We start from the raw sequence: 23,457 nt of genomic DNA, 5'->3' as shown, positions 1-23,457 counted from the left end.
TCTCATCAGCTTTACGTTTACGTAAAGTGCTTGCAATCCCGCCCACCGCTTGCGACGCTATGGCAAAATCAAGGAGAGAGATGGATGAGCTTCGACCAGATTCGCCTCGATCGCCATGAAGGCATCGCCCTGCTGACGCTCCACCGGCCCGACCGGATGAACGCCTTCACCACCGAAATGATGCTCGAGATCGTCGCTGCGCTCGACGAATGCGACGCCGACGACGCGGTGCGCGCGGTGATTTTCACAGGGTCTGGCGACCGCGCCTATTGCGCCGGCGCCGACCTCGGCCAAGGCGCGGCGACCTTCGATTATGACAAGCGCACCGACAAGCAGGCGATCCTGCCCGATGGCATGTCGGCGAGCCCGGTGGCCGAGGACGGCACGATCGACTGGTCACACCCGCTGATCCGCGATTCGGGCGGGCGCGTTTCGATGCGGATTTTCGACTGCAAGAAGCCGGTGCTTGGCGCGATCAACGGCGCCGCGGTCGGCATCGGCGCGACGATGACATTGTCGATGGACGCGCGCCTCGCGAGCGAAACGGCGCGCTACGGCTTCGTCTTCGCGCGGCGCGGGATCGTGCCGGAAGCAGCGTCGAGCTGGTTCCTGCCGCGCCTCGTCGGCATCCAGAATGCCGTCGACTGGTGCTATTCGGGTCGTCTGATCGACGCCGCCGAAGCGCATGAAAAAGGTCTCGTGCAATCGGTCCACACGCCCGGCGATCTGGTCGACGCCACGATCGCCAAGGCGCGCGAGCTGACCGACCATAGCGCGCCGGTGTCGGTCGCGCTGACCCGCCACATGCTGTGGCGCATGCTCGGCGCGCCGCACCCGATGAGCGCGCACCGCTGGGACAGCCGCGCGATCTTTGCCCGCGGGCGCAGCGCCGACGCCGCCGAGGGCGTGTCGAGCTTCCTCGAAAAGCGTCCGGCGAACTTCACCGTCAGCGTTGCCAACGACTATCCGTGGTTCGCCGAGTTCGAGGATACGCCGCCCTATAGTTGAGCGATCAACCAGCCGCGCTGCCGCGCTTTCTGAAATAGGGCCGGAAGAACATGTAGAGGCCCGAGAACATCAGCAGGAAGAGCGGCGGCAGCGGCAGGTAATAGACCCACTGGGCGGGCTCCTGCCCGGCGCCGAGCATTACGAAAATGGCGAGTACGATCGCCGAGAAGATAATCGATACCCAGCGATGGAATTGCCGGATCCACAGGCTCCAGTTCATAAGATTCTCCCTGTCTGACTGTCAGTCGAGCGTTGCCACGACCTTCTCGAGATTTTCGAGATGGATGGGCCAGCCGCCCTTCGCGCCGCCGAAGGCCTGCTTCTGGTCGGGGCGGAAACCGACCTGCTCCATCCGCAGCAAGGTACCGGCAGGGGTCGGTTCGAGCGTGAAGGTGACGGTGCTTTCGAGGCGATAGGCCGGATCGTCGTGCGCGGTATTCCAACTGTAGGAGAGGCTGCGTCCCGGATCGATGTCGAGGATCTCGCAGTCGACGTGGCCCCAGTCGCCGCGCAACTGAAAGCGTTGGCCGAGATCGAGACCGAAGTCGTTCTTCATCAGCCATTCCTCGATCAGATGCTGCGTCGTCAACGCGCGCCAGACCTTTTCGGGCGGGTGCGGGATTTCGCGCTCCACGGTCACGCTGCGCACGTCGCTCTCACTCATTGATCCATCCTTCCCAGCAAATCTTCGAGATCGTCGAACCGCGCTTCCCAGAAGCGGTTCATGCGGCCTGTCCAGTCGACGAGCGGCGCGAGCGCGTCCCGCCGCGCACTGTAGTGCGTCTGGCGGCCTTCGCCGCGGCCCTGCACCAGCCCCGCCTGCTTGAGCAGGCCGAGATGTTTGGAAACCGCAGGCTGCGAGATGCCCGCACCTGCGGTGAGCGCACCGACCGTCTGCTCGCCTTCGAGACAGAGCCGTTCGAAGAGCCCACGCCGGCTGGGATCCGCGAGCGCCTTGAAGAGGAGGTCCGGTATGGGTTGCATCATAATACATAACTCTCTGGCTATGCATTTTCCATAACCATATAGTTATAGGTGTCAAGCCGCCGTTGCGGCGGCGGTGCCGCCTATCGGACGCTGGAGCCGGCTGTTGTTTTCGCATTAGATGCGGCGGTGAACTCGTCCGGCCCGCCTCCGCTCCTTCCCTCGCGCCGTATCTTCTGCGGCGGGGCGCTGGCCGGCCTGGCCGTCCCTTCCCTTGGAATTGCGAGACCCACCATGCCCAACCGCGCGATCAATCCCACCGGCGTTTCCTATGCCCAAGCACATCTGGCCGAGGCGCCGACGCGCTGGCTGTTCGTCAGCGGCCAGATTCCGGTCGACGAGAAGGACCAAGTGCCTGCGGACTTCGAGTCCCAATGCCGGCTTGTATGGCGTAATGTCGAAACGCAGCTTCGGGCAGGCGGCATGTCGTTGCAAGACCTCGTCAAGGTCACCGTCTTTCTGTCCGACCGCCAGTATCGCGAAGCGAACTACAAGGTCCGGCACGAAGTTCTTGGCGATTGCTCGCCCGCGCTGACGATCATCATCGCAGACATTTATGACGAGGCCTGGCTGCTCGAGATCGAGGCGATCGCCGCCGTCTAGGGCCGGACCCTAGCGATCCTTGTCGCGCTTCAGGATCAGCGCGGTCGTCGTGTCCTCGACGCCCGCGATCGTCGCGATCCGGTCGCGCGTGGCATTGAGTTGCGCGGCATCGGCCGCCTCGATCTCGACGAGCAGGTCGATCTCGCCGCTCAACGAATAGCAACGCGCGACCTCCGCCATGCCGGTGATCGCCGCGATAATGTCCGGCGACGGTGTCCGCGCAAGCCGCAGCTGCAGGATCGCCGCAATCCCGCCTTCGTTGACGATGCGCGCATAATAGCCGCCGATCGTTCCCGCCGCCTCGAGCTTCGACAGTCGCTCACGCACCGAGCTGCGCGCAAGTCCGACCGTCGCGGCGAGCGTCTTGAGCGGGAGACGGGCATTGGCGCGCAGCATCGCCACAATCTGCCGGTCGATCGCGTCCATTGTCCTCCCCTGCCGCCATAATGGCGCCCGCGCCGCCGATCGGACGCTGGTGTTGCATCCGCGGCTCGGCAAAAAGCGCCGCGCGTCTGCTAGCGTCTTGCCGGAGAAAAAGTCCATGCCGTTTATCGACCGCGCCGCGATCCTGTTTGGTACCACCGCGCTGTCCGCGTGCAGCGCCGCCGCGGACACGTCGGCAACCGGTGCCGCAATGCTTTGGACCCCGGCCGCCATCTCAAGCGAGGGCTATGAATCCTCGCCTACCTTCACCCCCGACGGACAGACGATGATCTACCTTGCGGCGGACAAGGATTTCGGCAGCTATCGACTAATGCAATCGAGCTGCACCGGGGGGGCGTGGGGCGCGCCGACGCCGCCATCCTTTGCAAAGCCACTGCCCGTTATCGAAGCTGATGCGTCTATCGCGCCCGACGGCAAGCGACTTTATTATGTTTCGACGCGCCACGCGCCCGAAACCGATAATTTCGACATCTGGTATGTCGAGCGCACGCCCGATGGCCGGTGGGGCGATCCGCAACGCCTGCCCGAGCCCGTCAACTCGCCTGCCGCCGAGCTCCTGCCGCGAACCGATGCCGCAGGGCGGCTATATTTCGGATCGAGCCGCAAGGGCAGCGCGGGCGGCGGCGACATTTATGTCGCGACCGAGATCCGGCCGGGTGAATGGACCGTCGCCAATGTCGGCCCGCCGGTCAGCACCGCGGGCCATGACTATGAAGCCGAGATTTCACGCGACGGACAAACGATGGTCACTGTGTCCGACCGCGGCGACCGGTCGCATCTGTATCGTTATCGCCGCGAGGGCAACCGCTGGATCGAAACCGGCCGCATCCCCGCCGATCCCGATCAGTTCCAGGTCGGGCCGCTGCTGTCACCCAAGGGCGACCGGCTGCTCTTTGCCCAGCGGTACGGCGCGCGGTCGGGCGAAATGTTCCTGATCGACCTCGTCACCGATCCCCACCGGTCTTGGCCGCCCGACTGTCGCAATCAGGCCGCATCATAGGCTCGCCGCCCGCGCATCGCCGTCATGCTGTGCGTGCCCTTCAGCGCGGGCGAATGGGTGCGGATCGTTTCGACGTTGTGCCAGTTCGCGGTGACCTTTTCGCGCGTCAACTGAACCGTCACATAGCCGCGGTCCTCGGTATTCGCCCATTTGAGTTCGGGCGACGAACGGCGCAGCGCCGAAACGCGCGCCGCGTCCGAGACGCCCTTCGTGTAATTTTCATAGCCGGGCGAGGTGACGCTGTGCCCCGCGATCTCGATCCCCGCGGGCCGCCCGTCCTCCGCCAGGTCGAACGCCCAGGCATTGTGCGTGTCGCCGGTCAGCGTGACAAGGTCGGCGTCGGCGCGCTGCGCGGCGGCGAGCAGGCGCGAGCGCGCCGCCGGATAGCCGTCCCACGCGTCGAGGTTGAACGGCAGCCCCGCCTTCGCCGCGAATTGCCCCGTCTCGACGCGGCGGCGGACATGGTCGGGCTGGTCGGGACCGAACCAGTCCTTCGTCTCGGGCGGCGCGAACAAGCTGCCCATCACCACCTGCTGCGCGCAGACCTGCCAGCGCGTTCCCGCGCGCGTCGATCTGGCGAAGCCGTCGAACAGCCATGCCTCCTGCTGCGCGCCGATCATCTGGCGCGCAGGATCACGATAGGCCCCTTCGGCGAATTGCTTGAGCTTCGCCGCCGGGTCGCCGCCGCCCGCGACGATCTCGTCGATCTCATACTGGCGGTCGCGTGCGGTCACGCGCGTTTCGGGGAGGAAGATCGTCGCGAGATCGCCGACCTGATAGTCGCGCCAGCGCGTGTCGGCGACGGGCATCCATTCTCGATAGGCGCGCTCGGCCGCCTCTTCGCGAACCCGCCAATCGCCCTCGCCTTCATTGTGGTTTTCCGCGCCGCCCTTCCAGACGTCGTTCGCGAATTCATGATCGTCCCACTGGGCGATCATCGGGAACAGCGCGTGGAGGCGTTGGAGGTCCGCGTCGGCGCGATAGGCGGCGTAGCGCAGCCGGTAGTCGGCAAGACTCACCATCTCGTGCGTGGGCTGGATATCGCGGCCGGGCAGCGCGTCCTTCGGCGACGGATAATCGCCGACCTGATATTCGTAGAGATAGTCGCCGACATGCGCGACGAGGTCGATATCGTTCCGTGCCGCCGCATGGGCATAGGCGTTGAACCAGCCGAACGGCAGGTTCGAGCAGGAGAAGAGCGCGATCGTGAAGGCGCGCGTCGGCCCTGCGGGAAGCGTGCGCGTGCGGCCGGTAACCGACTTCGTCCCGTCGGGCGCGACGAAGCGGTAGAAGTACCAGCGGCCGGCTTCGAGCCCGTCCACCGTTATTTTTGCGGTGTGGTCGCGCTCGGCTTTGGCGGTGACGCTGCCGCCCGCGACGACGCGGGCGAAATCGGCGCTGTCGGACAGCTCGATCGTCAGCGCCGTGTCGCTGGCCGCGGCATAGCGCGTCCACAGCAGCACCGAATTCGCTCCCGGCTCGCCGCTCGCGACCCCGTGAGTGAAGCCCTGCGCCATGGCGGCGAGCGCAGCGCCGGGCAAGGACAGCGCGGCAAGCCCCGCGGTGCCGAGCTTGATGAGCAAGCGGCGATCGATTTCGTTCCACAGCTGATGCACTGCCTTGTCCTCCTGCCTCGCGCCGACGGCTGTGCCCGCTGCGTGTTACAGCTTCGTGCCGGGCTAGCCGCTGATCCCGAGCGCGAGCAGCAACAGCATAAACCAGATCACCGCGAACAGGCTGAAAAAGAGGAGCAGCGTCGCGCGCACAAGCGCCCCGAACCGCGACGAGCGATAGGCGCCGCGCAGCTGGCGGTACATGTGGAAGGGTACATAGAGCATCGCGAAAAAGGTCGCGAGTTCGCCGAAGATCGTCAGGTTGAGCAATCGCACCACGACGAACAGGAGCAGCATGAACGAAATCGAATAGGTGACGAAGACGAAATGGTCGTAGGTGTGAAAGCGCCGGCTGAACGGAAAGAGCAGCCACATGAAGGGGAGCGACAGCGGGATCAGCGCCCATGCGAATTTATAGGCGTTCGCCTGGAGCTTGTAGAGAACCAGCGCAGGGTTCGCGAACGCCTTCTTCAGACCATGATCGATGAAGGGCACCCCCGTATCGACCTTGTTGCGCGAGATGAAATCGGCGCTCGTTTTGACCTGATCGGCCGGATTTTCGAGGACCGGCGGCCCCGCCGCACGATCGGCATCGCGCTCGGCTTTGCTGCGGCTTCGCGAAATGCCGAGATAGTCGGCGCTTTTCTGCAGCACGTCGCGTTCGGTCTTCAGCGCATCGCGCCGCGCGGCGGGCAGGTCGGCCTTCGCCAGTTCGGCGTCGACCCGGTCGACCTCCTCCTGCATGCTGTCCTTGATCGCCGCGGTGCGCGTCTGCTCGGCCGCGGCCTTCGAGAGCTCCTCGCCGACGCCGCCGCCGCTACCGACCATCGCGAGCACCGCATACGTCAGGAACACCGCGAACAGGAACAGCGCGAGCGGCGAGATGAAGCGCGCGCGTTCGCCATGGATATAACGGCGCGTCAGGTCGCCGGGGCGCCAGGTCAAGAGCGGCAGCGTGTTCCAGATCTTGCCCTCGAAATGGAAGATCGCATGGACGAGGTCATGCCCGATCGCGCCGAAACTGCGATGCACGTCGGCGCGCTGGCCGCAATGATGGCAGTGCGATCCGACGAGGCTGGTGCCGCAATTGAGGCAGCGCAGCGGCCCCTGGCCGTGCGCTCCGCCCTCGCCGCGGCGCGGTTCGACCGCGCGCGCCGCGAGGCCCGCCGTCACCGCGCTCCCGATACCCTCGATATCCCCTGTCATGCCCCCCTGCCTAAAGGCGCGCGCGGCGGCACGCAACGGGGCTTTCGAGAGTCGGGAAAAACATGATAGTGGCCGCGTCATGAACGCCGAAGCCCTGACCGCCCCGCCCCTGCCCGGCGATGCCGCCGCCCTGATCGCCGACATGGGCGCGCGCGCGCGCGTCGCGGCAAAAAAGCTCGCGCTGATGCCGACCGCCGACAAGGCAGCGGCGCTGGGTGCAGCGGCAGCGGCGATCCGCGCGCGTTCGGCCGAGATCCTCGCCGCCAACGCCAAGGATATGGCCGCGGGGCAGACCAATGGCCTCTCGTCCGCGATGCTCGACCGATTGCGGCTCGACGCGGGCCGGCTTGGCGCGATCGCCGATGCGATCGATGCGGTCGCGGCGCTCCCCGACCCGGCCGGCAGCGAGATCGACCGTGTGACACGCCCCAACGGGTTGGTGCTGAGCCGCGTCCGCGTGCCGCTCGGCGTCGTCGGCATCATCTATGAAAGCCGCCCCAATGTGACCGCCGACGCCGCAGCGCTCGGGCTGATGTCGGGCAACGCCGTGATCCTGCGCGGCGGCAGCGAGGCGGTGCAGTCGAACCGCGCGCTTCACGCGGCGTTCGCGGCGGGGCTGGTCGAGGCCGGACTGCCCGCCGATGCCGTCCAACTGGTCCCGACGCAGGACCGCGCCGCGGTCGGCGCGATGCTGCGCGCGCAGGGGCTGATCGACATCATCATTCCGCGCGGCGGCAAGGGGCTGGTCGCGCGCGTGCAGGACGAGGCGCGCGTCCCGGTGCTCGCGCATCTCGACGGGATCAACCACCTCTATATCGACGGCGCCGCCGACCCGGCAAAGGCGGTCGAGCTGGCCGTGAACGCCAAGATGCGCCGCACCGGCGTCTGCGGCGCGACCGAGACGATCCTGATCGACCGCGCCTACCCCGCGCCGCTCGCCATCATCGACGCGCTGATTGCGGCGGGATGCGAAGTGCGCGGCGACAAGGGCGTCGTGGCGCTGAGCCCGCACGTCGAACCCGCCTCGACCGGCGACTGGGACACCGAATATCTCGACGCGATCGTGTCGATCGCCATGGTCAACGGCCTTTCCGGCGCGCTCGCGCATATCGACGCGCATTCGAGCCGCCACACCGACGCGATCGTCACCGAGGACGCCGCGACCGCTGAACGCTTCCTGGCCGGGGTGGACAGCGCGATCGTCATGCACAATGCTTCGACGCAGTTCGCCGATGGCGGCGAATTCGGTCTCGGCGCCGAAATCGGCATTGCGACGGGACGCCTCCACGCCCGCGGGCCCGTCGCATTGGAAGGGCTCACCACCTATAAATGGCTGGTGCGCGGCACGGGACAGGTCCGGCCCTGACTCGTCCCTCCAGATCGGGGCGCCTCCCCACCGGCCTCCTCGGCGGCAGCTTCAATCCCGCGCATGGCGGGCATCGCGCGATCAGTTTGAACGCGATCGACGCGCTCGGGCTCGATGAACTGTGGTGGCTGGTGTCGCCCGGCAATCCGTTGAAACCGAAGACCGGCATGGCTTCGCTCCCTGCGCGCCTCGGATCGGCGCAGCGCGCGGCGCGGCGTTCGCCCATTCGCGCGACCGCGATCGAGGCCGAGCTGGGCACGCGTTACACCGTCGATACGCTGAAAAAGCTCGTCCGACGCTACCCCGACCGCCAGTTCATCTGGATCATGGGCGCCGACAATCTGGTCCAGTTGCCCCAGTGGCGCGACTGGCGGGGGATCGCGCGGTTGATGCCGATTGCGGTTGTCGCGCGTCCGGGCTATAATGACCGCGCCCGTGCAAGACGTGCGATGGGATGGCTGCGGCGCTTTGTCCGGCCCGCAGACCAGAAGACGCATTGGACAGACTGGAGACCGCCCGCCCTCGTGTTCCTGCGATTTTCGCCCGATGTGCGATCCGCAACTGCGATACGGCAGGCCAACCCCCGCTGGTTCGAACGCTATGAAGGCCGCGCGATGCGCGACCCGCTGACGCGTTCATGGCTGGTGGAACCGACCAAGAAAGGACGCATTTGATCTCCGCCACCCAGGGGGCCGCGCCCGGCGCCGCACCCGCCAATGACAGCGTGGACGCGCTCCACGCGCTGATCCTCCACCAGCTGGACGAGGACCAGGCCCAGGAAACCATTTCCATCCCGCTTGCCGGCAAGAGCAGTATCGCCGACCATATGGTGATCGCGAGCGGCCGGTCGACGCGTCACGTCTCGGCGATCGCCGAGAAGCTGGCGCAGCGGATCAAGCAGGAAGCGGGCCGCAGCGTTCGCGTCGAAGGGCTGCCCAACGCCGATTGGGTGCTGATTGACGCAGGCGACGTCATCGTCCACCTGTTCCGGCCCGAGGTGCGTAGCTTCTACAACCTCGAGCGCATGTGGTCGTTCGGCGACGCGCCGCCGGTCGCAGCAGCGAATTGACGCAACCGCCGCCTGAAGGTTAGGCGGCGGATATGTTGCTGCACATCATCGCGCGCGGGCGCATCGGGCGGTCCCCCGAGGCCGAGCTGGTCGATCGCTATATGAAGCGCGTGAGCTGGGCGCAGAAGATTTCGGAACTGCCCGATAGCGGGGGGCGCATGCCCGCCGCGGCCGACAACAGCCGCACCATCCTGCTCGACGAGGGCGGCGAGCAGATGTCGTCGCTCGAATTTGCCAAACTGCTCGAAACATGGCGCGACGGCGGGGTGCGCGAGGCGCGCTTCTGCCTTGGCGCGGCCGACGGCTTCACGCCCGAGGAGCGCGAAGGCGCCGACAAGGTCATCGCCTTCGGCCGCGCGACCTGGCCGCATTTGATGGCGCGCGCGATGCTCGCCGAACAATTGTGGCGCGCGACGAGCATCGTCGCGGGGCACCCCTATCACCGCGAGGGCCGGCAATGAGGCGCGCCGCGATCATCGTTGCCGCCACCGCCGCTTTCGCTGGCGGCGCGCTTGCGCTGGCGCAGGGCGATATTTTCGATCCGCGGGTGATCGCCGCGCGCGAGCGCGAACAGCTCATCGAGGCAAAACAACAGTCGGCGCAAGCGATGGCGCGCAGTGCGCTGCTCGAAAAACAGGCGACCGCCGCGAGCAGCGAAGCCGACCGGCTGAAGAAACGCAGCGCAGCGCTCGCCGCGCGTATCCAGTCGGCCGAAGCCGATATCAGCGCGGGCGAGGCGCGCGTCGCGCTCGTCAGCCGCCGCCTGTCGGCGCAGCGCGCGCGGCTCGCCGAACAGCAGCAACCCCTGCTCGAACTCGCCGCGGCGCTCCAGCAATTGAGCCGCCAGCCGCCGGTCAGCGTGCTCGCGCAGCCAGGCTCGCTTTCCGACATGGTCCACGCGCGCGCGGTGATCGACGCCGCGATGCCGGTGATCGAGCGCCGCACCGCTGGCGTGCGCCGCGAACTCACCTTGCTCGATACGACGCGACGGCAGCAGGCGGTGGCGCTGAAGGCGCTTTCGACGAGCAAGGCGCAGCTCGCGCACCGCCGCGACGCGCTGACCCGGCTCGAAAACGAAGGTCGGCTGCGTTCGCGCGAATTGATGAGCAGCGCGCAACTCGAAGCCGACCGCGCGCTCGGGCTGGGTGAAAAGGCGCGCGACATCGTCGATCTGATGGATTCGCTCGAAGCCGATGGCGCGGTGCGTGCCGAACTCGCACAGCTTGCAGGGCCGATCCCGCGCCCGCGCAACCCCGAAGGCAATATCGCCGCCGCCGCGCCGCCCGCCCCCGCGGAGGCCGAGTTGACCCGCGGCGCCTATCGCCTGCCGGTCGTCGGGCGCATCGTCGCCGGACTCGGCGAAGTCAACGACAGCGGCGTGCGATCGCGCGGCATCACGATCGCGGCGCGTCCCGGCGGGCAGGTCGTCGCCCCCGCGCCCGGCCGTGTCGGCTTTGCCGGCGACTATCGCGGCTATGGCAAGATCGTGATCATCGACCATGGCGGCGGCTGGGTCTCGCTGCTGACCGGGATGATCGCGCTGTCGGTCGGGGTCGGCGACACCGTGGACGCCGGCGCGCCGGTCGGACGCGCCGGGTCGGACGACAGCCGCATCACCGTCGAACTTCGCAGGGCGGGGCGCCCCGTCGATGTCGTCGCGATGATCGGCTGAGTGAGCGGTTCGTCGCCCATCCGGCCGCTGTCCCGCACAGGGATGCCCCGCTTGACCCGTGCAGATTTGCATAGGATGATGGCGCGCCGGGGATTATAAGGCGGGATGGCTCTCGCCCGAGTGAAAGACTGACATGACCGACTCGACCAAAACCACCGCGTCCCCGAAGCGCCGCTTCGCCTTGTGGCAAGGGGCCGCCGCGCTTTCGACGCTGGCGCTCGTCCCGCTCGCGACCGGCGCGATGGCGACCGTCGATTCGAAGACACAGGAAGAAATCGCGCGCTTCATGGACGTCTATCTCGAAGTGAAATCGAACTATGTCGAACCGGTCGAGGATTCGAAGCTGATCGAAGGTGCGATCAACGGCATGCTCGCCAGCCTTGATCCGCATTCGGGCTATCTCGACGCGCGCGGCTTTTCGAACCTGCGCACCCAGACCGACGGCGAATATGGCGGGCTGGGCCTGTCGGTGACGATGGAGGACGGCGTCGTCAAGGTGATCGCGCCGACCGCCGACACCCCGGCCGACAAGGCGGGAATCAAGGCGGGCGATTATATCACCCACATCAACAAGGAGCTGATCTTCGGCATGACGCTCGACGAGGCTGTCGAGCAGATGCGCGGACGCCCGGGCACGCAGATCGAGGTCACCGTCGTGCGCGAGGGCCAGGATAAGCCGATCGAAATGACGCTGACGCGCGAGATCATCGACCTGAAGCCCGTGAAATGGGAAGTCAGCGGCGACGTCGGCGTGCTCACCGTCGCCAGCTTCTCGGCCGACGCGACGGCCGACCTCAAGGCCGCGATGATGGCGGTCGAAAAATCGCTGGGCAAAAAACCGCGCGGCTGGATCCTCGACCTGCGTTCGAACCCCGGCGGGCTGCTCGACGAAGCCGTCGGGATCAGCGATCTGTTCCTCGAACGCGGCGAAATCGTGTCGCAGCGCGGCCGCAAGAAGGGCGACATCGAGCGCTATTTCGCCGAGCCCGGCGACGCGGCCGGGGGTGCACCGGTCGTCGTCCTGATCGATTCGGGATCGGCCTCGGCCTCCGAGATCGTCGCGGGCGCGCTGCAGGATCAGCACCGCGCGGTCGTGATGGGCGAACGCAGCTTCGGCAAGGGATCGGTGCAAACGGTGCTGCCGCTGACCGACACCACGGCGCTTCGCCTGACCACCGCGCGTTACTACACGCCCTCGGGCCGCAGCGTGCAGGAAGGCGGGATCGACCCCGACATCCAGGTGCCCCAGCTCAGCGATCCCGATTATGCCTCGCGCCCCAAGTTCCGCGAAAGCGATCTGCGCCGCCATCTGATCAACGAGAAGAAGGTGGACGACGGCCTGATCGAAAAGGATGAAAAGGCCGATCCGCGCTTCACTGCGACCGCGGAGGAGCTCAAGGAAAAGGGCATCGAGGATTTCCAGCTCCACTATGCGCTGCAGACGATCGGGCGGATCGGACCGGGCACGGCGCGCATGGCGCAAGCCGGCAAAGCCGGCGCCAAGCCCGCGCGCCGCAACTAAGGGCGTTTCGGACATGCGGAAATCGCGCCTCGCCGCGCCCCTCGCCGCGTTCGCGGCGCCGCTCTTGCTCTATGGCGGTGCGCTCGTGTCGCAATATGGCTTTGGCCTCCACCCGTGCGAGATGTGTTATTGGCAGCGCTGGCCGCACCAGGCGGCGATCCTGCTCGCGCTGCTTGCACTGTTGCTGCGCCGAAACGATAAGGCGATGCGCGCGCTAACGCTGCTCGCCGCGGTCGCTATTGCCATCAGCGGGGCGATCGGCGTCTTTCACGCCGGGGTCGAATATGGATTCTGGGAAGGCATCACGACCTGTGCGACCGGTGGCGCCGGCCCCGTCACGCTCGATTCGATCATGAACGCGCCGCTGATCCGCTGCGATGCGGTGCAATGGTCGCTGTTCGGCATTTCGCTTGCGGGTTTCAACGCGATCTTCTCGTTCGCCGCCGCCGCGCTCGTCTTGACGTTGCTGCGCCGGGGGCGCACATCGGCGGCATGACGAATGAACGCACCGCATCGATGATCCGCGTCGACCAGGCGGGCGAATATGGCGCAACGCGCATCTATGCCGGCCAGCTCGCGGTGATGGGCGACCGCCACCCGATGGCGCGCGAGATCGCGCATATGGCCGAGCAGGAAGAGCGGCACCGCAAATATTTCGACACGATGATCGCGCGGCGCGGAGTGCGCCCGACCGCGCTCCAGCCGATCTGGAACGTCGCGGGTTTCGCGCTGGGCGCGGTGACCGCTGCGATGGGGCCGAAGGCGGCCATGGCGTGCACCGCCGCGGTCGAGACCGAGATCGACCGGCATTACCAGCAACAACTCGCAGAATTGGGCGACAGCGACCCCGAACTCAGCGCCGCGGTCGAGGATTTTCGCGCCGAGGAGCTTGAGCATAAGGAAGCCGCACTGGCGGCGGGCGCCGAAAGCGCCCCCGGCTACCCGATCCTCAGCCTTGCCATTCGCGCCGGTTGCCGTGCAGCCATCGCGCTGTCGAAACGTATCTGATAGAATAACCGCCAGCGCCGTTCATAACGGATGCAGGTAGCGGCTGTCATGCCGCCCGAAACGACAAAGGAAGATCGAGATGACCCGCCTCCCCCTGTTCGCGCTGATCCTCGCCGGCAGCGCCGCCGCCTTGCCCGTCGCGGCCCAAGAGGCCACGGTCGAGGCCGAGAAGATCAATCAGGTCATCGTTTACGGCGACGACAAGTGCGAACAATCGAGCCCCGACGAAATCGTCGTGTGTAACCGCCTGCCCGAAACCGAACGCTATCGCGTACCGCCGATGCTGCGCGGCAACCCGCTCGATCCCCGCAACGAGGCGTGGGCGAACAAGGTTGTCGCGCTCGAACGCGTCGGCCGCTTCGGCACCGACAGCTGCTCGCCGACCGGCCTCGGCGGCTTCACCGGCTGCACGCAGGCGCTGCTCGCGGGCGCACGCGCCGAAGAAAAGGCGGCCGACAAGACCGATTGGCAGGCGATGATCGCCGACGAGCGCGCCAAGCGCCTCGCGGGGATCGACGCCGCGGCCGAAGAGGTCGAAGCTGCGGTCGTCGCCGAGGAGCGCGCGCTCGCCGAGCGGCAGAAGGCGGCCGCGGAACTCGAACGACAGGCCAATGGCGAGGGTCCCGCCCCGGCCGCGCCCGATGAAGCCGATGCGGAGCCGCTGCCGGTCCCGCCGCAACCTTGATCGCGAGCCGCTGAAACCCCTGCGCGCCGGTCCGCCGGCGGCCCATATTGCCAATATTGCAGCTTTTTTTGCGATCCGCCGCGATTTGGTTGCGAATGCGCGCCGAATCGAGTGCAAAAATTAACGAATCGCTGGCAAGCTGTCTTGACTTGGGAATTTTTGGGGCAAATCGTGCGGTTCTGGGAATCGCCAGCCTAGGGGGCTGTAATATGGCATCAACATTCGGACCGCGCCTGTGGAGGCGCACGGCAGTCAGTGTGCCACCGGCACGGAGCCTCGGTCGCCGAATGACCTGGCATGCCGCCACCGCCCTCCTCGCCTTCGCCGCGCTGCAGATCTGGCTCGTCATGAGCGTCGTCGCCGCCGGGGCGCCGTCCGCCTTCATCGTCGTCGCGCTGATCATCCTGCTCGCGCTCGCGCTTCCGGTCGCGCGATCGACCGAACGGCACTGGTATCATCTGAGCCGCCAGGCGCTCGCAAGCTGGGGCCTTCACGCGCGCTTCCGCCGCGACGTTCGCCGCTTGTGGTTCGCCGCGCTGACTTTGCCCTTCCTGTGGATCAGCGGCGCGATCGCCGCGACCGACGCGATCGCCGCGATCACCGGCTAATCGCCCGCAGCCAGGTTTGACGCTGGCCCGCCTGCCGTATAGGGCGCGGCAATGCTGACCGTTTCCGAAGCCCTCGATCGCGCGCAGATGCTGTGCGACGCCGCGACCAAAGCCGGCGCCGATGCCGCCGACGCGCTCTATTATTGCAACGCCGCGACCTCGGTTTCTATGCGTCTCGGCACGCTCGAAGATGTCGAGCGGTCGGAGGGGCAGGATATTTCGCTGCGCGTCTTCGTCGGGCAGCGTAGCGCGAGCGTGTCGACCGCCGACATGGACGCGGACGAGCTGGCGAAGCTCGTCACCCGCTGCGTCGCGATGGCGCGCGAAGCGCCCGAGGACCCCTATGCGGGCCTCGCGCCCGAAGAACTTCTCTTCAAGGGCCCAATCCCCGATCTCGACCTTGACGACGGCAGCGAAGCCGACCCGCAATCCTTGCGCGAAGCCGCGCTCGCGGTCGAAGAAGCCGCGCGCGCGGTCGCCGGAGTCACGAATAGCGAAGGCGGCTCCGCGAGCCACAGCCGCACGCGCTTCGCGCTCGCGACGAGCCACGGCTTTGCCGGCGGCTATGGAGCGAGCGGGCACAGCCTGTCGGCGAGCGTCATCGCGGGCGAAGGCGCCGCGATGCAACGCGATTACGGCTGGCATAGCGCGCATCATCTGGCCGACCTTGAAAGCGTCGCCGACATCGGGACCCGCGCCGGCACCCGCGCCGTTGCGCGACTGAACCCCGGCAAGGCGCCCGTCGGCAAGCTGCCGGTCATCCTCGATCCCCGGATCAGCAGCAGCATCGTCAGCCATCTGCTCGGCGCGATCGCCGGTCCGGCGATCGCGCGCGGGACGAGCTTCCTGCTCGGCAAGGAAGAGCGGATGTTGTTCGACAGCGGCATCGTCATCCGCGACGAGCCGCACCGACCGCGCGGGCTGCGCAGCCGCGCCTTTGACGGCGAAGGCCTGCCCACCGCAGCACGCGACATCGTCGCGGACGGCAAAATCACGGGCTGGCTGCTCGACACCGCGTCGGCGAAGCAACTCGGCCTGGCGCCGACCGGCCATGCGAGCCGCGGCGGCGGTGCATCGGGGGTCGGCGCTAGCAATCTCCACCTTGCACCCGGCAGCGTGACCCCGGCAGCGCTGATGGAAGATATCGCCGAGGGCGTCTATATCACCGAACTGATCGGCCAGGGCGTCAACCCGGTGACCGGCGATTACAGCCGCGGGGCGTCGGGCTTCCTGATCCGCGAGGGGCAGATCGCGGGGCCGATCGCCGAATTCACGATCGCGGGCAATCTGATCGACATGTTCGCCGCGCTGATCCCCGCGAACGACCTCGAGTTCCGCCACGGCACCAATGCGCCGACGCTGCGCATCGACGGCATGACCGTCGCGAGCAGCTAAGGACCGTCAGCCGATGCCCGCGCGCAACCTCGAAGCGATGATCGCCGCGACCCGCGAGGTTGGCGACATGGCGATGGCGCGCTGGCGCGGCGAGGGCAAGGCGGTCGACGTGTGGCACAAATCGCACGACAATCCCGTGAGCGACGTCGACCTGGCGGTCGACGCGCGGCTGAAGGCGGTGCTCGGCGCCATGGTGCCCGAGGCAGGGTGGCTGTCCGAGGAGACGGCCGACAATGAAGACCGGCTGGCGTGCCGCGCGATGTGGTGCGTCGATCCGATCGACGGCACGCGCGATTTCATCCGTGGCCGCCCCGGCTGGTGCGTGTCGGTCGCGCTGGTGGTCGATGGGGCGCCCGAACTCGGGGTGCTCTACGCCCCCGCGCTCGACGAGCTGTGGGTCGCGCAAAAGGGCAAGGGCGCGACATTGAACGGCGAAACGCTGCGCGCCAGCCGCCGCATGATCTTCGACGGGTCGCGCGTTCCCGCCGACAGCCTGCCCAGGATCGACCGCGACCTGATCATGGTGACCAAGCCGAACAGCATTGCGCTCCGCATGGCGCTCGTCGCCGACGACCGTGCCGACCTCGTCGCGACCTTGCGCTGGGGATTCGAGTGGGATGTCGCCGCCGCGGCACTGATCGCGGCCGAGGCGGGCGCGGCCGTCACCGATGCCTTCGGCGAGACGCTGAGGTTCAACACCCCGCGCGCGCAGGCCTTTGGCGTCATCGCCTGCGCTCCCGGGATTCATCGGGCGGTCGTCTCCCGCTTGAACGATCGCGCGGTCGCGCTTACATCCCCTTCGTGATCGCATCTTCGGACAAGCCATTCACCGCAGTCTGCTTGACTTTCGGGGCGACTCACCCTAACTGCGCGAACATTCCGACAGCCTGACCGGACGGCGAAGCGTCTTCGTGCGCATCGTGGTCCGTTTTTTGCGTTGGAAATTCAGACGCTTTGAGATGGGGCCGATTGCCAGCGCGCCCTGTGGAGCAGGAGAAAGTTACCAATGGCACGTATCGCGGGCGTCAACCTGCCCACCAACAAGCGCGTGATCATCGCGCTCACCTATATCCACGGCATCGGTCGCAAGACCGCCGTCGACATCGCCGACAAGCTGGGCATCGACCACAGCCGCCGCGTTCAGGACCTGTCGGACGCCGAAGTCCTGCAGATCCGCGAAACGCTGGACGCCGACCACACGGTCGAGGGCGACCTTCGCCGCAACACGGCGATGAACATCAAACGCCTGATGGACCTCGCCTGCTATCGCGGCCTGCGTCATCGCAAGGGCCTTCCCGTCCGCGGCCAGCGCACGCACACCAATGCGCGCACCCGCAAGGGCAAGGCAAAGCCGATCGCCGGCAAGAAGAAGTAAGGTCGAGCGCGCCCCCGCGGCGCGCTTCCTTGCTTTCCCTGCCGGACAGCGGCGATCCGTCCGCCACCGGCCATTCAGGATTTAGGTTAGGATTTCATCATGGCTCGTGAACCGCAGCGCCTTCGTCGGCGCGAACGCAAAAACATCTCGTCGGGCGTCGCCCACGTCAACGCGACCTTCAACAACACGATGATCACCATCACCGACGCGCAGGGCAATGCGATTGCCTGGTCGAGCGCCGGCATGATGGGCTTCAAGGGTAGCCGCAAATCGACTCCCTATGCGGCGCAGGTCTGCGCCGAAGACGCGGGCAAGAAGGCCGCTGAACATGGCGTCCGCACGCTCGAAGTCGAAGTCAAGGGACCGGGTGCCGGCCGTGAATCGGCGCTCCGCGCGCTGCAGGCTGTGGGCTTTCACATCACGTCGATCCGCGACGTGACGCCGATCCCGCACAATGGCGTCCGCCCGGCCAAGCGCCGCCGCGTCTGACGTCTTTCGGGCACGCTCCGCCGGAGCGTTGCCCGTACAAAAATCCTCGCTGGACAGGTGGTCGACCCCCGCCCGTCCCGCCCAAAGCAAAGGGAAATCCATGACTGTCAATATCCGGAACTGGCAGGAATTGAAGAAGCCCAGCAACCTGGAAATCAAGGCTGGCAGCGACGGCAAGCGCAAGGCGACCTTCGTCGCCGAACCGCTCGAGCGCGGTTTCGGCCTGACGCTCGGCAACGCGCTGCGTCGCGTGCTGCTCTCGTCGCTCCAGGGTGCGGCCATCACGTCGATCAAGATCGAGAATGTGCTCCACGAATTCTCGAGCCTGGCCGGCGTGCGTGAAGACGTCACCGACATCGTCCTCAACGTGAAGCAGATCGCGCTCAAGATGGAAGGCGAAGGCCCGAAGCGGCTTCAGCTTTCGGCGACCGGTCCCGCGACCGTCAAGGCCGGCGACATCATGGTGTCGGGCGACATCAAGGTGATGAACCCGAACCACGTCATCTGCCACCTCGACGACGGTGCGACGCTGAACATGGAACTCGTTGCCGACACCGGCAAGGGTTACGTCCCCGCGACCGCCAACCGTCCGGTCGATGCGCCGATCGGCCTGATCCCGGTCGACTCGCTCTACTCGCCGGTGCGCCAGGTCGCCTACAAGGTCGACAATGCCCGCATCGGCCAGGAACTGGACTATGACAAGCTGAACCTGACCGTCGAAACCGACGGCACGATCACCCCGGAAGACGCCGTCGCTTACGCCGCGCGCATCCTCCAGGACCAGCTCCAGGTCTTCGTCCACTTCGAAGAAGCGATGAACGACAGCGGCCTCATCGGCATGGCGGCGTCGCCGACCACCGCCGACGAGTCGGACGTCAACCAGCTCAACCGCTTCCTTCTCAAGAAGGTCGATGAGCTCGAACTGTCGGTCCGTTCGGCCAACTGCCTCAAGAACGACAACATCATTTATATCGGTGACCTCGTTCAGAAGACCGAAGCCGAAATGCTGCGCACGCCGAACTTCGGCCGCAAGTCCTTGAACGAAATCAAGGAAGTGCTGTCGTCGATGGGCCTGCGCCTCGGCATGGACATCCCCGGCTGGCCGCCGGAGAACATCGAAGAAATGGCCAAGAAGCTCGAACAGGAACTTCTCGGCTGATTTTGCGCCCCGGCTTCGGCCGGGGCCAACAACGGGAAGGGGTCGGCCCGCAATCGACCTGGCTTGGGGTACCTCACACGGCCCCTCTGACAAACAAAGGAAAGAATTATGCGTCATAAATCGGGTGGCCGGAAGCTGCAGCGCACGAGCGCGCACCGCACGGCCCTGTTCCGCAATATGTCGGCTTCGCTCATCAAGCATGAGCAGATCACGACGACCGTCGCCAAGGCGAAGGAACTGCGTCCCTATATCGAAAAGCTGGTCACGCTCGCCAAGCGCGGAGGCCTTGCCAACCGCCGCCTCGCGAACAGCCGCCTGCTCGACGACACGCAGCTCAAGAAGCTCTTCGACGTGCTGGCCGAACGCTACAAGGACCGCAACGGCGGCTACACCCGCGTGATCAAGGCCGGCATCCGCGCCTCGGACGCGGCGCCGATGGCCGTCATCGAATTCGTCGACCGCGACGTCGACGCCAAGGGCCAGGATTCGGGTCCTGTGGAACAATATGACGAGGACATGGCCGAAGCCTGAGCTTCGCCTCTTCGTTAATAGATCAAGGGCGGCGTCCGATGGGACGGCCGCCCTTTTTCTTGCAGCAGGCTGCTTTGGGCGGTCATTCGCTTATTTCGTCATGCCGGATTTGATCCGGGATCCATTCCTCCCACTCCGCATGGACCCCGGATAAAGACCGGGTGACCAATCCGACAAACTGTCCCGCGACCGGACAGAATCGACGCCAGCGTGCTCATTTTAACCCGATATTAGCTATCCCGCCTCCATAGCGGCGCCATGCAACGGCGGGACCAGAGCCGATACCGCTGGCGTGGGGGCCAGTGTTTGCAGTCTGCGCGAGCCTGTATCATGCTCGTCTGGCTGGCGTTGACGCTTGTCGCAAATCCCGTCGCCGCGCAGACCACCACAACCTATAGCAACACCACTACCGGCACGATCAATGCCGCGACGACCTGCACCGCGCCGCTGGTGCGCAATTTCACCGTCGGTACCGGCTATACCGTCGGCGACGTCGATCTCGGCCTGCTCGCGACGCACAGCTGGCGCGGCGACCTGCGCGTCACGCTGCAATCGCCGGCCGGGACGCGCGTCCAGCTGGTCGATGGCGATACCGGTTCGATCGACGGCAATAATTTCAACGTCCACCTCGACGATGACGCCGCGCAGGCCGTCAACAGCGACGGCAACGGCACCAATCATTCGACCAGCGCGCCCCCCTATCAGAATGTCTTCGGCCCGAACTCGCCGCTATCGGCCTTCAACGGCCAGAACAGCGCCGGGACCTGGCGGCTCGAGATTTGCGACCAATATCCATCGGCCGACAATGGCAATTTCGTGCGAGCCGATCTCTACCTGACCAGCGTGCCGTCGAACTTCGCCGACCTGTCGCTGACCAAATCGGTCAGCAACGCGGCGCCGGCGTTCGGGGCGAGCATCAACTATGTGCTGAGCGTCACCAATGCGAGCGGGTCGACGCTGACCGCCAGCGGCGTGACGGTGCAGGACAATCTGCCACCGGGCTTCAATTTCACGGGCGCGTCGGGCTTTGGCAGCTATAACAGCGTGACCGGCGTGTGGACGGTAGGGAGCATACCCGCGGGGACAACGCGGACGTTGACGATCAGCGGCACCGTCGCGGCGACGGCGGGCGCGAGCGTCACCAACATCGCCGAGATCAGCGCCTCCTCCGCCCTCGACTTCGATTCGACGCCCGGCAACGGCGCGGCGGGAGAGGATGATTATGACAGCGCGAGCTTTACCGTGTCGGGGACGCGCGTCGCCGGGACGCCGCCGGCGCTCGTCTGCCCGGTCGGCACGACGGTGCACGACTGGGACAGCGTCAGCTGGCCGGCGGGCACGACGAGCGCCGGCGCGACGTTGACGGCGATCGGCAGCGCGAATGTCAACATTGCGATCAACGGCGGCAGCTTTCTGAGCAACGCGACCTATGGCGGCCAGTCGCCGACGCGGCAGAATGTCGTCACCGGCGGGCTGAATCCGGCGCAATATTCGATTTTCGAGCTTGTCGATTTCACCAGCCAGGCGGGGACCGTCACCACTACGATCACGCTGCCGACCGCGGTGCCGGGCGCACAATTCCGGCTGTTCGACGTCGATTATGCATCGGGCCAGTTCGCTGACCGCGTGACCGTCATCGGCATCTATAACGGCGCCGCCGTCACCCCCATACTCACCAACGGCTCCGCCAATTATGTGATCGGGAACAGCGCCTATGGCGACGTGCTGTCGACCGATGGCAGCGCCGACGGCACGGTCACCGTGACCTTCAACACACCCGTCGACAGCATCACGATCGAATATGGCAGCCACGGCCTCGCCCCCGCCAACCCGGGGCAACAGGGCATGGCGCTCCACGACATCATCTTCTGCCGCCCGACCGCCAATCTGACGATCGCGAAGACGAGCAGCATCGTCAGCGACCCGGTGAACGGCACGGCCAATCCGAAAGCGATCCCCGGCGCGAGGATGCGCTACTGCATCCTCGTCACCAACAATGGCAGCGGCACCGCGACGGGCATCAGCGTCGCCGATCCGCTGCCCCCCGGAACCAGCTTCATCGCCGGATCGCTGCGCAGCGGCACGAGCTGCGCGGGCGCGGCGACGATCGAGGACGACAATGCGAGCGGCGCCGACGAAGGCGACCCGTTCGGCGCGTCGGCAGCAGGGACGACTGTCGCCGCGACCACCGCGACGCTGCTGCCCGGCGGGTCGATGGCGACCCTGTTCGACGTCGCGATCAACTGACGACCGGCCCCGATTGCATTCTATACCGGATAGTCTAAATGCGCGACATGAGCACGCGCACCGCCTCCGACAGCAACGATCCCATCGTCGAAAACCGCGATCAACTTGCGGACCCCATGATCAAGGGCGAAAAGCCCAGGGACCGCTGGCGCATCGGCACCGAGCACGAAAAATTCGTCTATCGCACCGCCGACCACCGTGCCCCATCCTATGACGAACCCGGCGGCATCCACGATCTTTTGATGGCGCTCACGCGCTTCGGCTGGGAACCGGTGATCGAGGGCGGGAAGGTCATCGCTCTGGCGGGCAGCGACGGCACGGTCAGCCTGGAGCCGGCGGGTCAGTTGGAACTCTCTGGCGCCCCGCTCGAAAATCTGCATCAGACCTGCGCCGAGACCGGCCGGCATTTGAAGCAGGTGAAGGAAGTCGGCGCCGAACTCGGTCTCGGCTTCCTCGGGCTTGGCATGTGGCCCGACAAGACGCGCGCCGAGCTGCCGATCATGCCCAAGGGGCGCTACAAGATCATGCTCGAGCATATGCCGCGCGTCGGCAGTCTCGGCCTCGACATGATGTTGCGCACCTGCACGATCCAGACCAACCTCGACTATGCGAGCGAGGCCGACATGGTGCAGAAATTCCGCGTCAGCCTCGCCCTCCAGCCGCTCGCTACGGCGCTTTTCGCTTCGTCACCCTTCACCGAGGGGCGGCCCAACGGCTATATGTCGTACCGCAGCCATATCTGGACCGACACCGACCCCGCACGCACCGGCATGCTGCCCTTCGTGTTCGAAGACGGCTTCGGCTATGAACGCTATGTCGACTACATGCTCGACGTGCCGATGTATTTCGTCTTTCGCGACGGCAAATATATCGACGCCGCGGGGCAAAGTTTCCGCGACTTTCTGAAGGGCGAGCTGCCCGCGCTTCCCGGCGAGAAGCCCTACCTCTCCGACTGGAACGACCATTTGTCGACCGCGTTTCCCGAAGTGCGGCTCAAAAGCTTCCTCGAAATGCGCGGTGCCGACGGCGGTCCGTGGAACCGCATCTGCGCACTGCCGGCGCTGTGGGTCGGCCTGCTCTACGATCAGGGCGCGCTCGACGCGGCGTGGGACCTCGTCAAGGACTGGAGCATCGAGGAGCAGCAGGCGCTGCGCGACGCGGTGCCGAGTGAAGGCCTCGAGGCCCCGGCGCCCGGCGGCGGCAATGTCGGCGATCTGGCGCACCGCGTGCTCGACATCGCGGCGTCGGGCCTCGCGGCACGCGGCGAGGTCAATTCGATGGGCGATAATGAGGTGGGCTTCCTCGAACCGCTCCGCCGTATTGCCAAGAGCGGCAAATCGCCCGCACACGACCTGCTCGATCGCTATGAGGGGCCGTGGCACCACGATCTTTCGAAAATCTACGACGAACTGAGCTTCTAGACAATTTCAGAAAGAGGGAGCCCGGGGTCAAGTCCGGGTCACGCTGATTCGG

Annotated in this window: 27 protein-coding genes; 21 read left to right on the top strand and 6 right to left on the bottom strand. The window is 66.3% G+C overall.

The genetic code is table 11. The features are described 5' to 3' along the window. Positions 1–84 precede the first annotated feature (84 nt). Positions 85–1,008 (top strand): crotonase/enoyl-CoA hydratase family protein, encoded by a 924-nt coding sequence (locus tag HDC29_RS03080; RefSeq protein ID WP_179494261.1) that lies wholly within the window; start codon positions 85–87, stop codon positions 1,006–1,008. Between the two features lie 4 nt (positions 1,009–1,012). On the opposite strand, the gene HDC29_RS03075 is transcribed toward HDC29_RS03080, so the two are convergent. The 3 genes from HDC29_RS03075 to HDC29_RS03065 are packed head-to-tail and all read right to left on the bottom strand — an operon-like array spanning position 1,013 to position 1,995. Continuing rightward, positions 1,013–1,228, bottom strand: coding sequence for a hypothetical protein (locus HDC29_RS03075; protein WP_179494259.1), 216 nt, complete (start codon positions 1,226–1,228; stop codon positions 1,013–1,015). 21 nt (positions 1,229–1,249) lie between these two features. Beyond that, a complete protein-coding gene (locus HDC29_RS03070; protein ID WP_179494257.1) occupies positions 1,250–1,672 on the bottom strand; it encodes an SRPBCC domain-containing protein in 423 nt (140 codons plus the stop codon). Then, on the bottom strand, positions 1,669–1,995 hold the full coding sequence (locus HDC29_RS03065) for a helix-turn-helix transcriptional regulator (RefSeq protein WP_218844290.1): 327 nt from the start codon (positions 1,993–1,995) through the stop codon (positions 1,669–1,671). The genes HDC29_RS03070 and HDC29_RS03065 overlap by 4 nt, the downstream gene beginning before the upstream one ends. Before the next feature lie 48 nt (positions 1,996–2,043). Here HDC29_RS03065 and HDC29_RS03060 point away from each other — a divergent pair, with 48 nt between their 5' ends. Next, positions 2,044–2,595 carry a RidA family protein gene (locus HDC29_RS03060; RefSeq protein ID WP_218844289.1) on the top strand — a complete coding sequence of 184 codons (552 nt, stop codon included), beginning with the start codon at positions 2,044–2,046 and terminating at the stop codon, positions 2,593–2,595. A gap of 9 nt (positions 2,596–2,604) precedes the next feature. On the opposite strand, the gene HDC29_RS03055 is transcribed toward HDC29_RS03060, so the two are convergent. Continuing rightward, positions 2,605–3,021, bottom strand: a complete 417-nt coding sequence (locus HDC29_RS03055) for an Lrp/AsnC family transcriptional regulator (protein ID WP_179494255.1) — start codon at positions 3,019–3,021, stop codon at positions 2,605–2,607. Positions 3,022–3,136: 115 nt separating this feature from the next. Here HDC29_RS03055 and HDC29_RS03050 point away from each other — a divergent pair, with 115 nt between their 5' ends. Further along, complete coding sequence (locus HDC29_RS03050) at positions 3,137–4,039, top strand: PD40 domain-containing protein (RefSeq protein WP_179494253.1); 903 nt, start codon at positions 3,137–3,139, stop codon at positions 4,037–4,039. Here the strand turns inward: HDC29_RS03050 and HDC29_RS03045 are convergent. Next, on the bottom strand, positions 4,024–5,655 hold the full coding sequence (locus HDC29_RS03045) for an alkaline phosphatase (RefSeq protein WP_373562748.1): 1,632 nt from the start codon (positions 5,653–5,655) through the stop codon (positions 4,024–4,026). The genes HDC29_RS03050 and HDC29_RS03045 overlap by 16 nt on opposite strands. A gap of 63 nt (positions 5,656–5,718) precedes the next feature. Continuing rightward, positions 5,719–6,858, bottom strand: a complete 1,140-nt coding sequence (locus HDC29_RS03040) for a DUF3667 domain-containing protein (RefSeq protein ID WP_179494251.1) — start codon at positions 6,856–6,858, stop codon at positions 5,719–5,721. A 79-nt stretch (positions 6,859–6,937) separates the two neighbouring features. On the opposite strand from HDC29_RS03040, the gene HDC29_RS03035 reads away from it, so the two are divergent. The 18 genes from HDC29_RS03035 to HDC29_RS02950 all read left to right on the top strand — a co-directional run bounded on the left by HDC29_RS03035 (position 6,938) and on the right by HDC29_RS02950 (position 23,405). Further along, entirely contained in the window at positions 6,938–8,224 is a 1,287-nt protein-coding gene (locus tag HDC29_RS03035; RefSeq protein WP_179494249.1) for a glutamate-5-semialdehyde dehydrogenase, read from the top strand. After that, positions 8,188–8,898: a nicotinate-nucleotide adenylyltransferase gene (locus HDC29_RS03030; protein ID WP_257018010.1), complete on the top strand. Its 711-nt coding sequence runs from the start codon at positions 8,188–8,190 to the stop codon at positions 8,896–8,898. Before HDC29_RS03035 ends, HDC29_RS03030 begins: the two co-directional genes overlap by 37 nt. Continuing rightward, the gene (rsfS, locus tag HDC29_RS03025) at positions 8,862–9,293 is read left to right on the top strand and encodes a ribosome silencing factor (protein ID WP_373562747.1); all 432 of its coding nucleotides are present in this window, start codon (positions 8,862–8,864) and stop codon (positions 9,291–9,293) included. Before HDC29_RS03030 ends, rsfS begins: the two co-directional genes overlap by 37 nt. Positions 9,294–9,325: 32 nt before the next feature. Next, on the top strand, positions 9,326–9,754 hold the full coding sequence (locus HDC29_RS03020) for a 23S rRNA (pseudouridine(1915)-N(3))-methyltransferase RlmH (protein ID WP_179494245.1): 429 nt from the start codon (positions 9,326–9,328) through the stop codon (positions 9,752–9,754). Beyond that, a complete protein-coding gene (locus HDC29_RS03015) occupies positions 9,751–10,965 on the top strand; it encodes a murein hydrolase activator EnvC (RefSeq protein ID WP_179494243.1) in 1,215 nt (404 codons plus the stop codon). The genes HDC29_RS03020 and HDC29_RS03015 overlap by 4 nt, the downstream gene beginning before the upstream one ends. A 133-nt stretch (positions 10,966–11,098) precedes the next feature. Then, the gene (locus tag HDC29_RS03010) at positions 11,099–12,487 is read left to right on the top strand and encodes a S41 family peptidase (RefSeq protein WP_179494241.1); all 1,389 of its coding nucleotides are present in this window, start codon (positions 11,099–11,101) and stop codon (positions 12,485–12,487) included. A 13-nt stretch (positions 12,488–12,500) separates the two neighbouring features. Next, entirely contained in the window at positions 12,501–12,983 is a 483-nt protein-coding gene (locus HDC29_RS03005) for a disulfide bond formation protein B (RefSeq protein ID WP_179494239.1), read from the top strand. Continuing rightward, positions 12,980–13,495 (top strand): demethoxyubiquinone hydroxylase family protein, encoded by a 516-nt coding sequence (locus HDC29_RS03000; protein WP_179494237.1) that lies wholly within the window; start codon positions 12,980–12,982, stop codon positions 13,493–13,495. Before HDC29_RS03005 ends, HDC29_RS03000 begins: the two co-directional genes overlap by 4 nt. A gap of 79 nt (positions 13,496–13,574) precedes the next feature. Then, on the top strand, positions 13,575–14,180 hold the full coding sequence (locus HDC29_RS02995) for a hypothetical protein (protein WP_179494235.1): 606 nt from the start codon (positions 13,575–13,577) through the stop codon (positions 14,178–14,180). Between the two features lie 287 nt (positions 14,181–14,467). Further along, the gene (locus HDC29_RS02990; RefSeq protein ID WP_257018009.1) at positions 14,468–14,788 is read left to right on the top strand and encodes a hypothetical protein; all 321 of its coding nucleotides are present in this window, start codon (positions 14,468–14,470) and stop codon (positions 14,786–14,788) included. Between the two features lie 51 nt (positions 14,789–14,839). Then, complete coding sequence (locus HDC29_RS02985; RefSeq protein WP_179494231.1) at positions 14,840–16,183, top strand: TldD/PmbA family protein; 1,344 nt, start codon at positions 14,840–14,842, stop codon at positions 16,181–16,183. Between the two features lie 13 nt (positions 16,184–16,196). Continuing rightward, positions 16,197–16,988: an inositol monophosphatase family protein gene (locus HDC29_RS02980; RefSeq protein ID WP_179494229.1), complete on the top strand. Its 792-nt coding sequence runs from the start codon at positions 16,197–16,199 to the stop codon at positions 16,986–16,988. A 201-nt stretch (positions 16,989–17,189) separates the two neighbouring features. Then, complete coding sequence (gene rpsM, locus HDC29_RS02975; RefSeq protein WP_037553668.1) at positions 17,190–17,558, top strand: 30S ribosomal protein S13; 369 nt, start codon at positions 17,190–17,192, stop codon at positions 17,556–17,558. A 99-nt stretch (positions 17,559–17,657) separates the two neighbouring features. Then, a complete protein-coding gene (gene rpsK / locus HDC29_RS02970; RefSeq protein WP_003040416.1) occupies positions 17,658–18,047 on the top strand; it encodes a 30S ribosomal protein S11 in 390 nt (129 codons plus the stop codon). Between the two features lie 100 nt (positions 18,048–18,147). Next, entirely contained in the window at positions 18,148–19,206 is a 1,059-nt protein-coding gene (locus HDC29_RS02965; protein ID WP_179494227.1) for a DNA-directed RNA polymerase subunit alpha, read from the top strand. Between the two features lie 108 nt (positions 19,207–19,314). Further along, the gene (rplQ, locus tag HDC29_RS02960; protein WP_179494225.1) at positions 19,315–19,737 is read left to right on the top strand and encodes a 50S ribosomal protein L17; all 423 of its coding nucleotides are present in this window, start codon (positions 19,315–19,317) and stop codon (positions 19,735–19,737) included. A 330-nt stretch (positions 19,738–20,067) separates the two neighbouring features. Then, entirely contained in the window at positions 20,068–21,984 is a 1,917-nt protein-coding gene (locus tag HDC29_RS02955) for a proprotein convertase P-domain-containing protein (RefSeq protein ID WP_179494223.1), read from the top strand. Between the two features lie 47 nt (positions 21,985–22,031). Beyond that, positions 22,032–23,405: a glutamate--cysteine ligase gene (locus HDC29_RS02950; protein ID WP_179497165.1), complete on the top strand. Its 1,374-nt coding sequence runs from the start codon at positions 22,032–22,034 to the stop codon at positions 23,403–23,405. Positions 23,406–23,457 lie beyond the last annotated feature (52 nt).

The organism is Sphingopyxis sp. JAI108 (assembly GCF_013410105.1).
Taxonomy (GTDB): domain Bacteria; phylum Pseudomonadota; class Alphaproteobacteria; order Sphingomonadales; family Sphingomonadaceae; genus Sphingopyxis; species Sphingopyxis chilensis.
This window is presented reverse-complemented; position numbering and strand designations above follow the sequence as displayed.

What these genes read in the sequence shown, in the direction of transcription:
- HDC29_RS03080 (WP_179494261.1), top strand. Translation starts at nt 85, where the DNA reads ATGAGCTTCGACCAGATTCGCCTCGATCGCCATGAAGGCATCGCCCTG.
- HDC29_RS03075 (WP_179494259.1), bottom strand. Translation starts at nt 1,228, where the DNA reads ATGAACTGGAGCCTGTGGATCCGGCAATTCCATCGCTGGGTATCGATT.
- HDC29_RS03070 (WP_179494257.1), bottom strand. Translation starts at nt 1,672, where the DNA reads ATGAGTGAGAGCGACGTGCGCAGCGTGACCGTGGAGCGCGAAATCCCG.
- HDC29_RS03065 (WP_218844290.1), bottom strand. Translation starts at nt 1,995, where the DNA reads ATGATGCAACCCATACCGGACCTCCTCTTCAAGGCGCTCGCGGATCCC.
- HDC29_RS03055 (WP_179494255.1), bottom strand. Translation starts at nt 3,021, where the DNA reads ATGGACGCGATCGACCGGCAGATTGTGGCGATGCTGCGCGCCAATGCC.
- HDC29_RS03050 (WP_179494253.1), top strand. Translation starts at nt 3,137, where the DNA reads ATGCCGTTTATCGACCGCGCCGCGATCCTGTTTGGTACCACCGCGCTG.
- HDC29_RS03040 (WP_179494251.1), bottom strand. Translation starts at nt 6,858, where the DNA reads ATGACAGGGGATATCGAGGGTATCGGGAGCGCGGTGACGGCGGGCCTC.
- HDC29_RS03035 (WP_179494249.1), top strand. Translation starts at nt 6,938, where the DNA reads ATGAACGCCGAAGCCCTGACCGCCCCGCCCCTGCCCGGCGATGCCGCC.
- HDC29_RS03030 (WP_257018010.1), top strand. Translation starts at nt 8,188, where the DNA reads ATGGCTGGTGCGCGGCACGGGACAGGTCCGGCCCTGACTCGTCCCTCC.
- rsfS (WP_373562747.1), top strand. Translation starts at nt 8,862, where the DNA reads ATGGCTGGTGGAACCGACCAAGAAAGGACGCATTTGATCTCCGCCACC.
- HDC29_RS03020 (WP_179494245.1), top strand. Translation starts at nt 9,326, where the DNA reads ATGTTGCTGCACATCATCGCGCGCGGGCGCATCGGGCGGTCCCCCGAG.
- HDC29_RS03015 (WP_179494243.1), top strand. Translation starts at nt 9,751, where the DNA reads ATGAGGCGCGCCGCGATCATCGTTGCCGCCACCGCCGCTTTCGCTGGC.
- HDC29_RS03010 (WP_179494241.1), top strand. Translation starts at nt 11,099, where the DNA reads ATGACCGACTCGACCAAAACCACCGCGTCCCCGAAGCGCCGCTTCGCC.
- HDC29_RS03005 (WP_179494239.1), top strand. Translation starts at nt 12,501, where the DNA reads ATGCGGAAATCGCGCCTCGCCGCGCCCCTCGCCGCGTTCGCGGCGCCG.
- HDC29_RS03000 (WP_179494237.1), top strand. Translation starts at nt 12,980, where the DNA reads ATGACGAATGAACGCACCGCATCGATGATCCGCGTCGACCAGGCGGGC.
- HDC29_RS02995 (WP_179494235.1), top strand. Translation starts at nt 13,575, where the DNA reads ATGACCCGCCTCCCCCTGTTCGCGCTGATCCTCGCCGGCAGCGCCGCC.
- HDC29_RS02990 (WP_257018009.1), top strand. Translation starts at nt 14,468, where the DNA reads ATGACCTGGCATGCCGCCACCGCCCTCCTCGCCTTCGCCGCGCTGCAG.
- HDC29_RS02985 (WP_179494231.1), top strand. Translation starts at nt 14,840, where the DNA reads ATGCTGACCGTTTCCGAAGCCCTCGATCGCGCGCAGATGCTGTGCGAC.
- HDC29_RS02980 (WP_179494229.1), top strand. Translation starts at nt 16,197, where the DNA reads ATGCCCGCGCGCAACCTCGAAGCGATGATCGCCGCGACCCGCGAGGTT.
- rpsM (WP_037553668.1), top strand. Translation starts at nt 17,190, where the DNA reads ATGGCACGTATCGCGGGCGTCAACCTGCCCACCAACAAGCGCGTGATC.
- rpsK (WP_003040416.1), top strand. Translation starts at nt 17,658, where the DNA reads ATGGCTCGTGAACCGCAGCGCCTTCGTCGGCGCGAACGCAAAAACATC.
- HDC29_RS02965 (WP_179494227.1), top strand. Translation starts at nt 18,148, where the DNA reads ATGACTGTCAATATCCGGAACTGGCAGGAATTGAAGAAGCCCAGCAAC.
- rplQ (WP_179494225.1), top strand. Translation starts at nt 19,315, where the DNA reads ATGCGTCATAAATCGGGTGGCCGGAAGCTGCAGCGCACGAGCGCGCAC.
- HDC29_RS02955 (WP_179494223.1), top strand. Translation starts at nt 20,068, where the DNA reads ATGCTCGTCTGGCTGGCGTTGACGCTTGTCGCAAATCCCGTCGCCGCG.
- HDC29_RS02950 (WP_179497165.1), top strand. Translation starts at nt 22,032, where the DNA reads ATGAGCACGCGCACCGCCTCCGACAGCAACGATCCCATCGTCGAAAAC.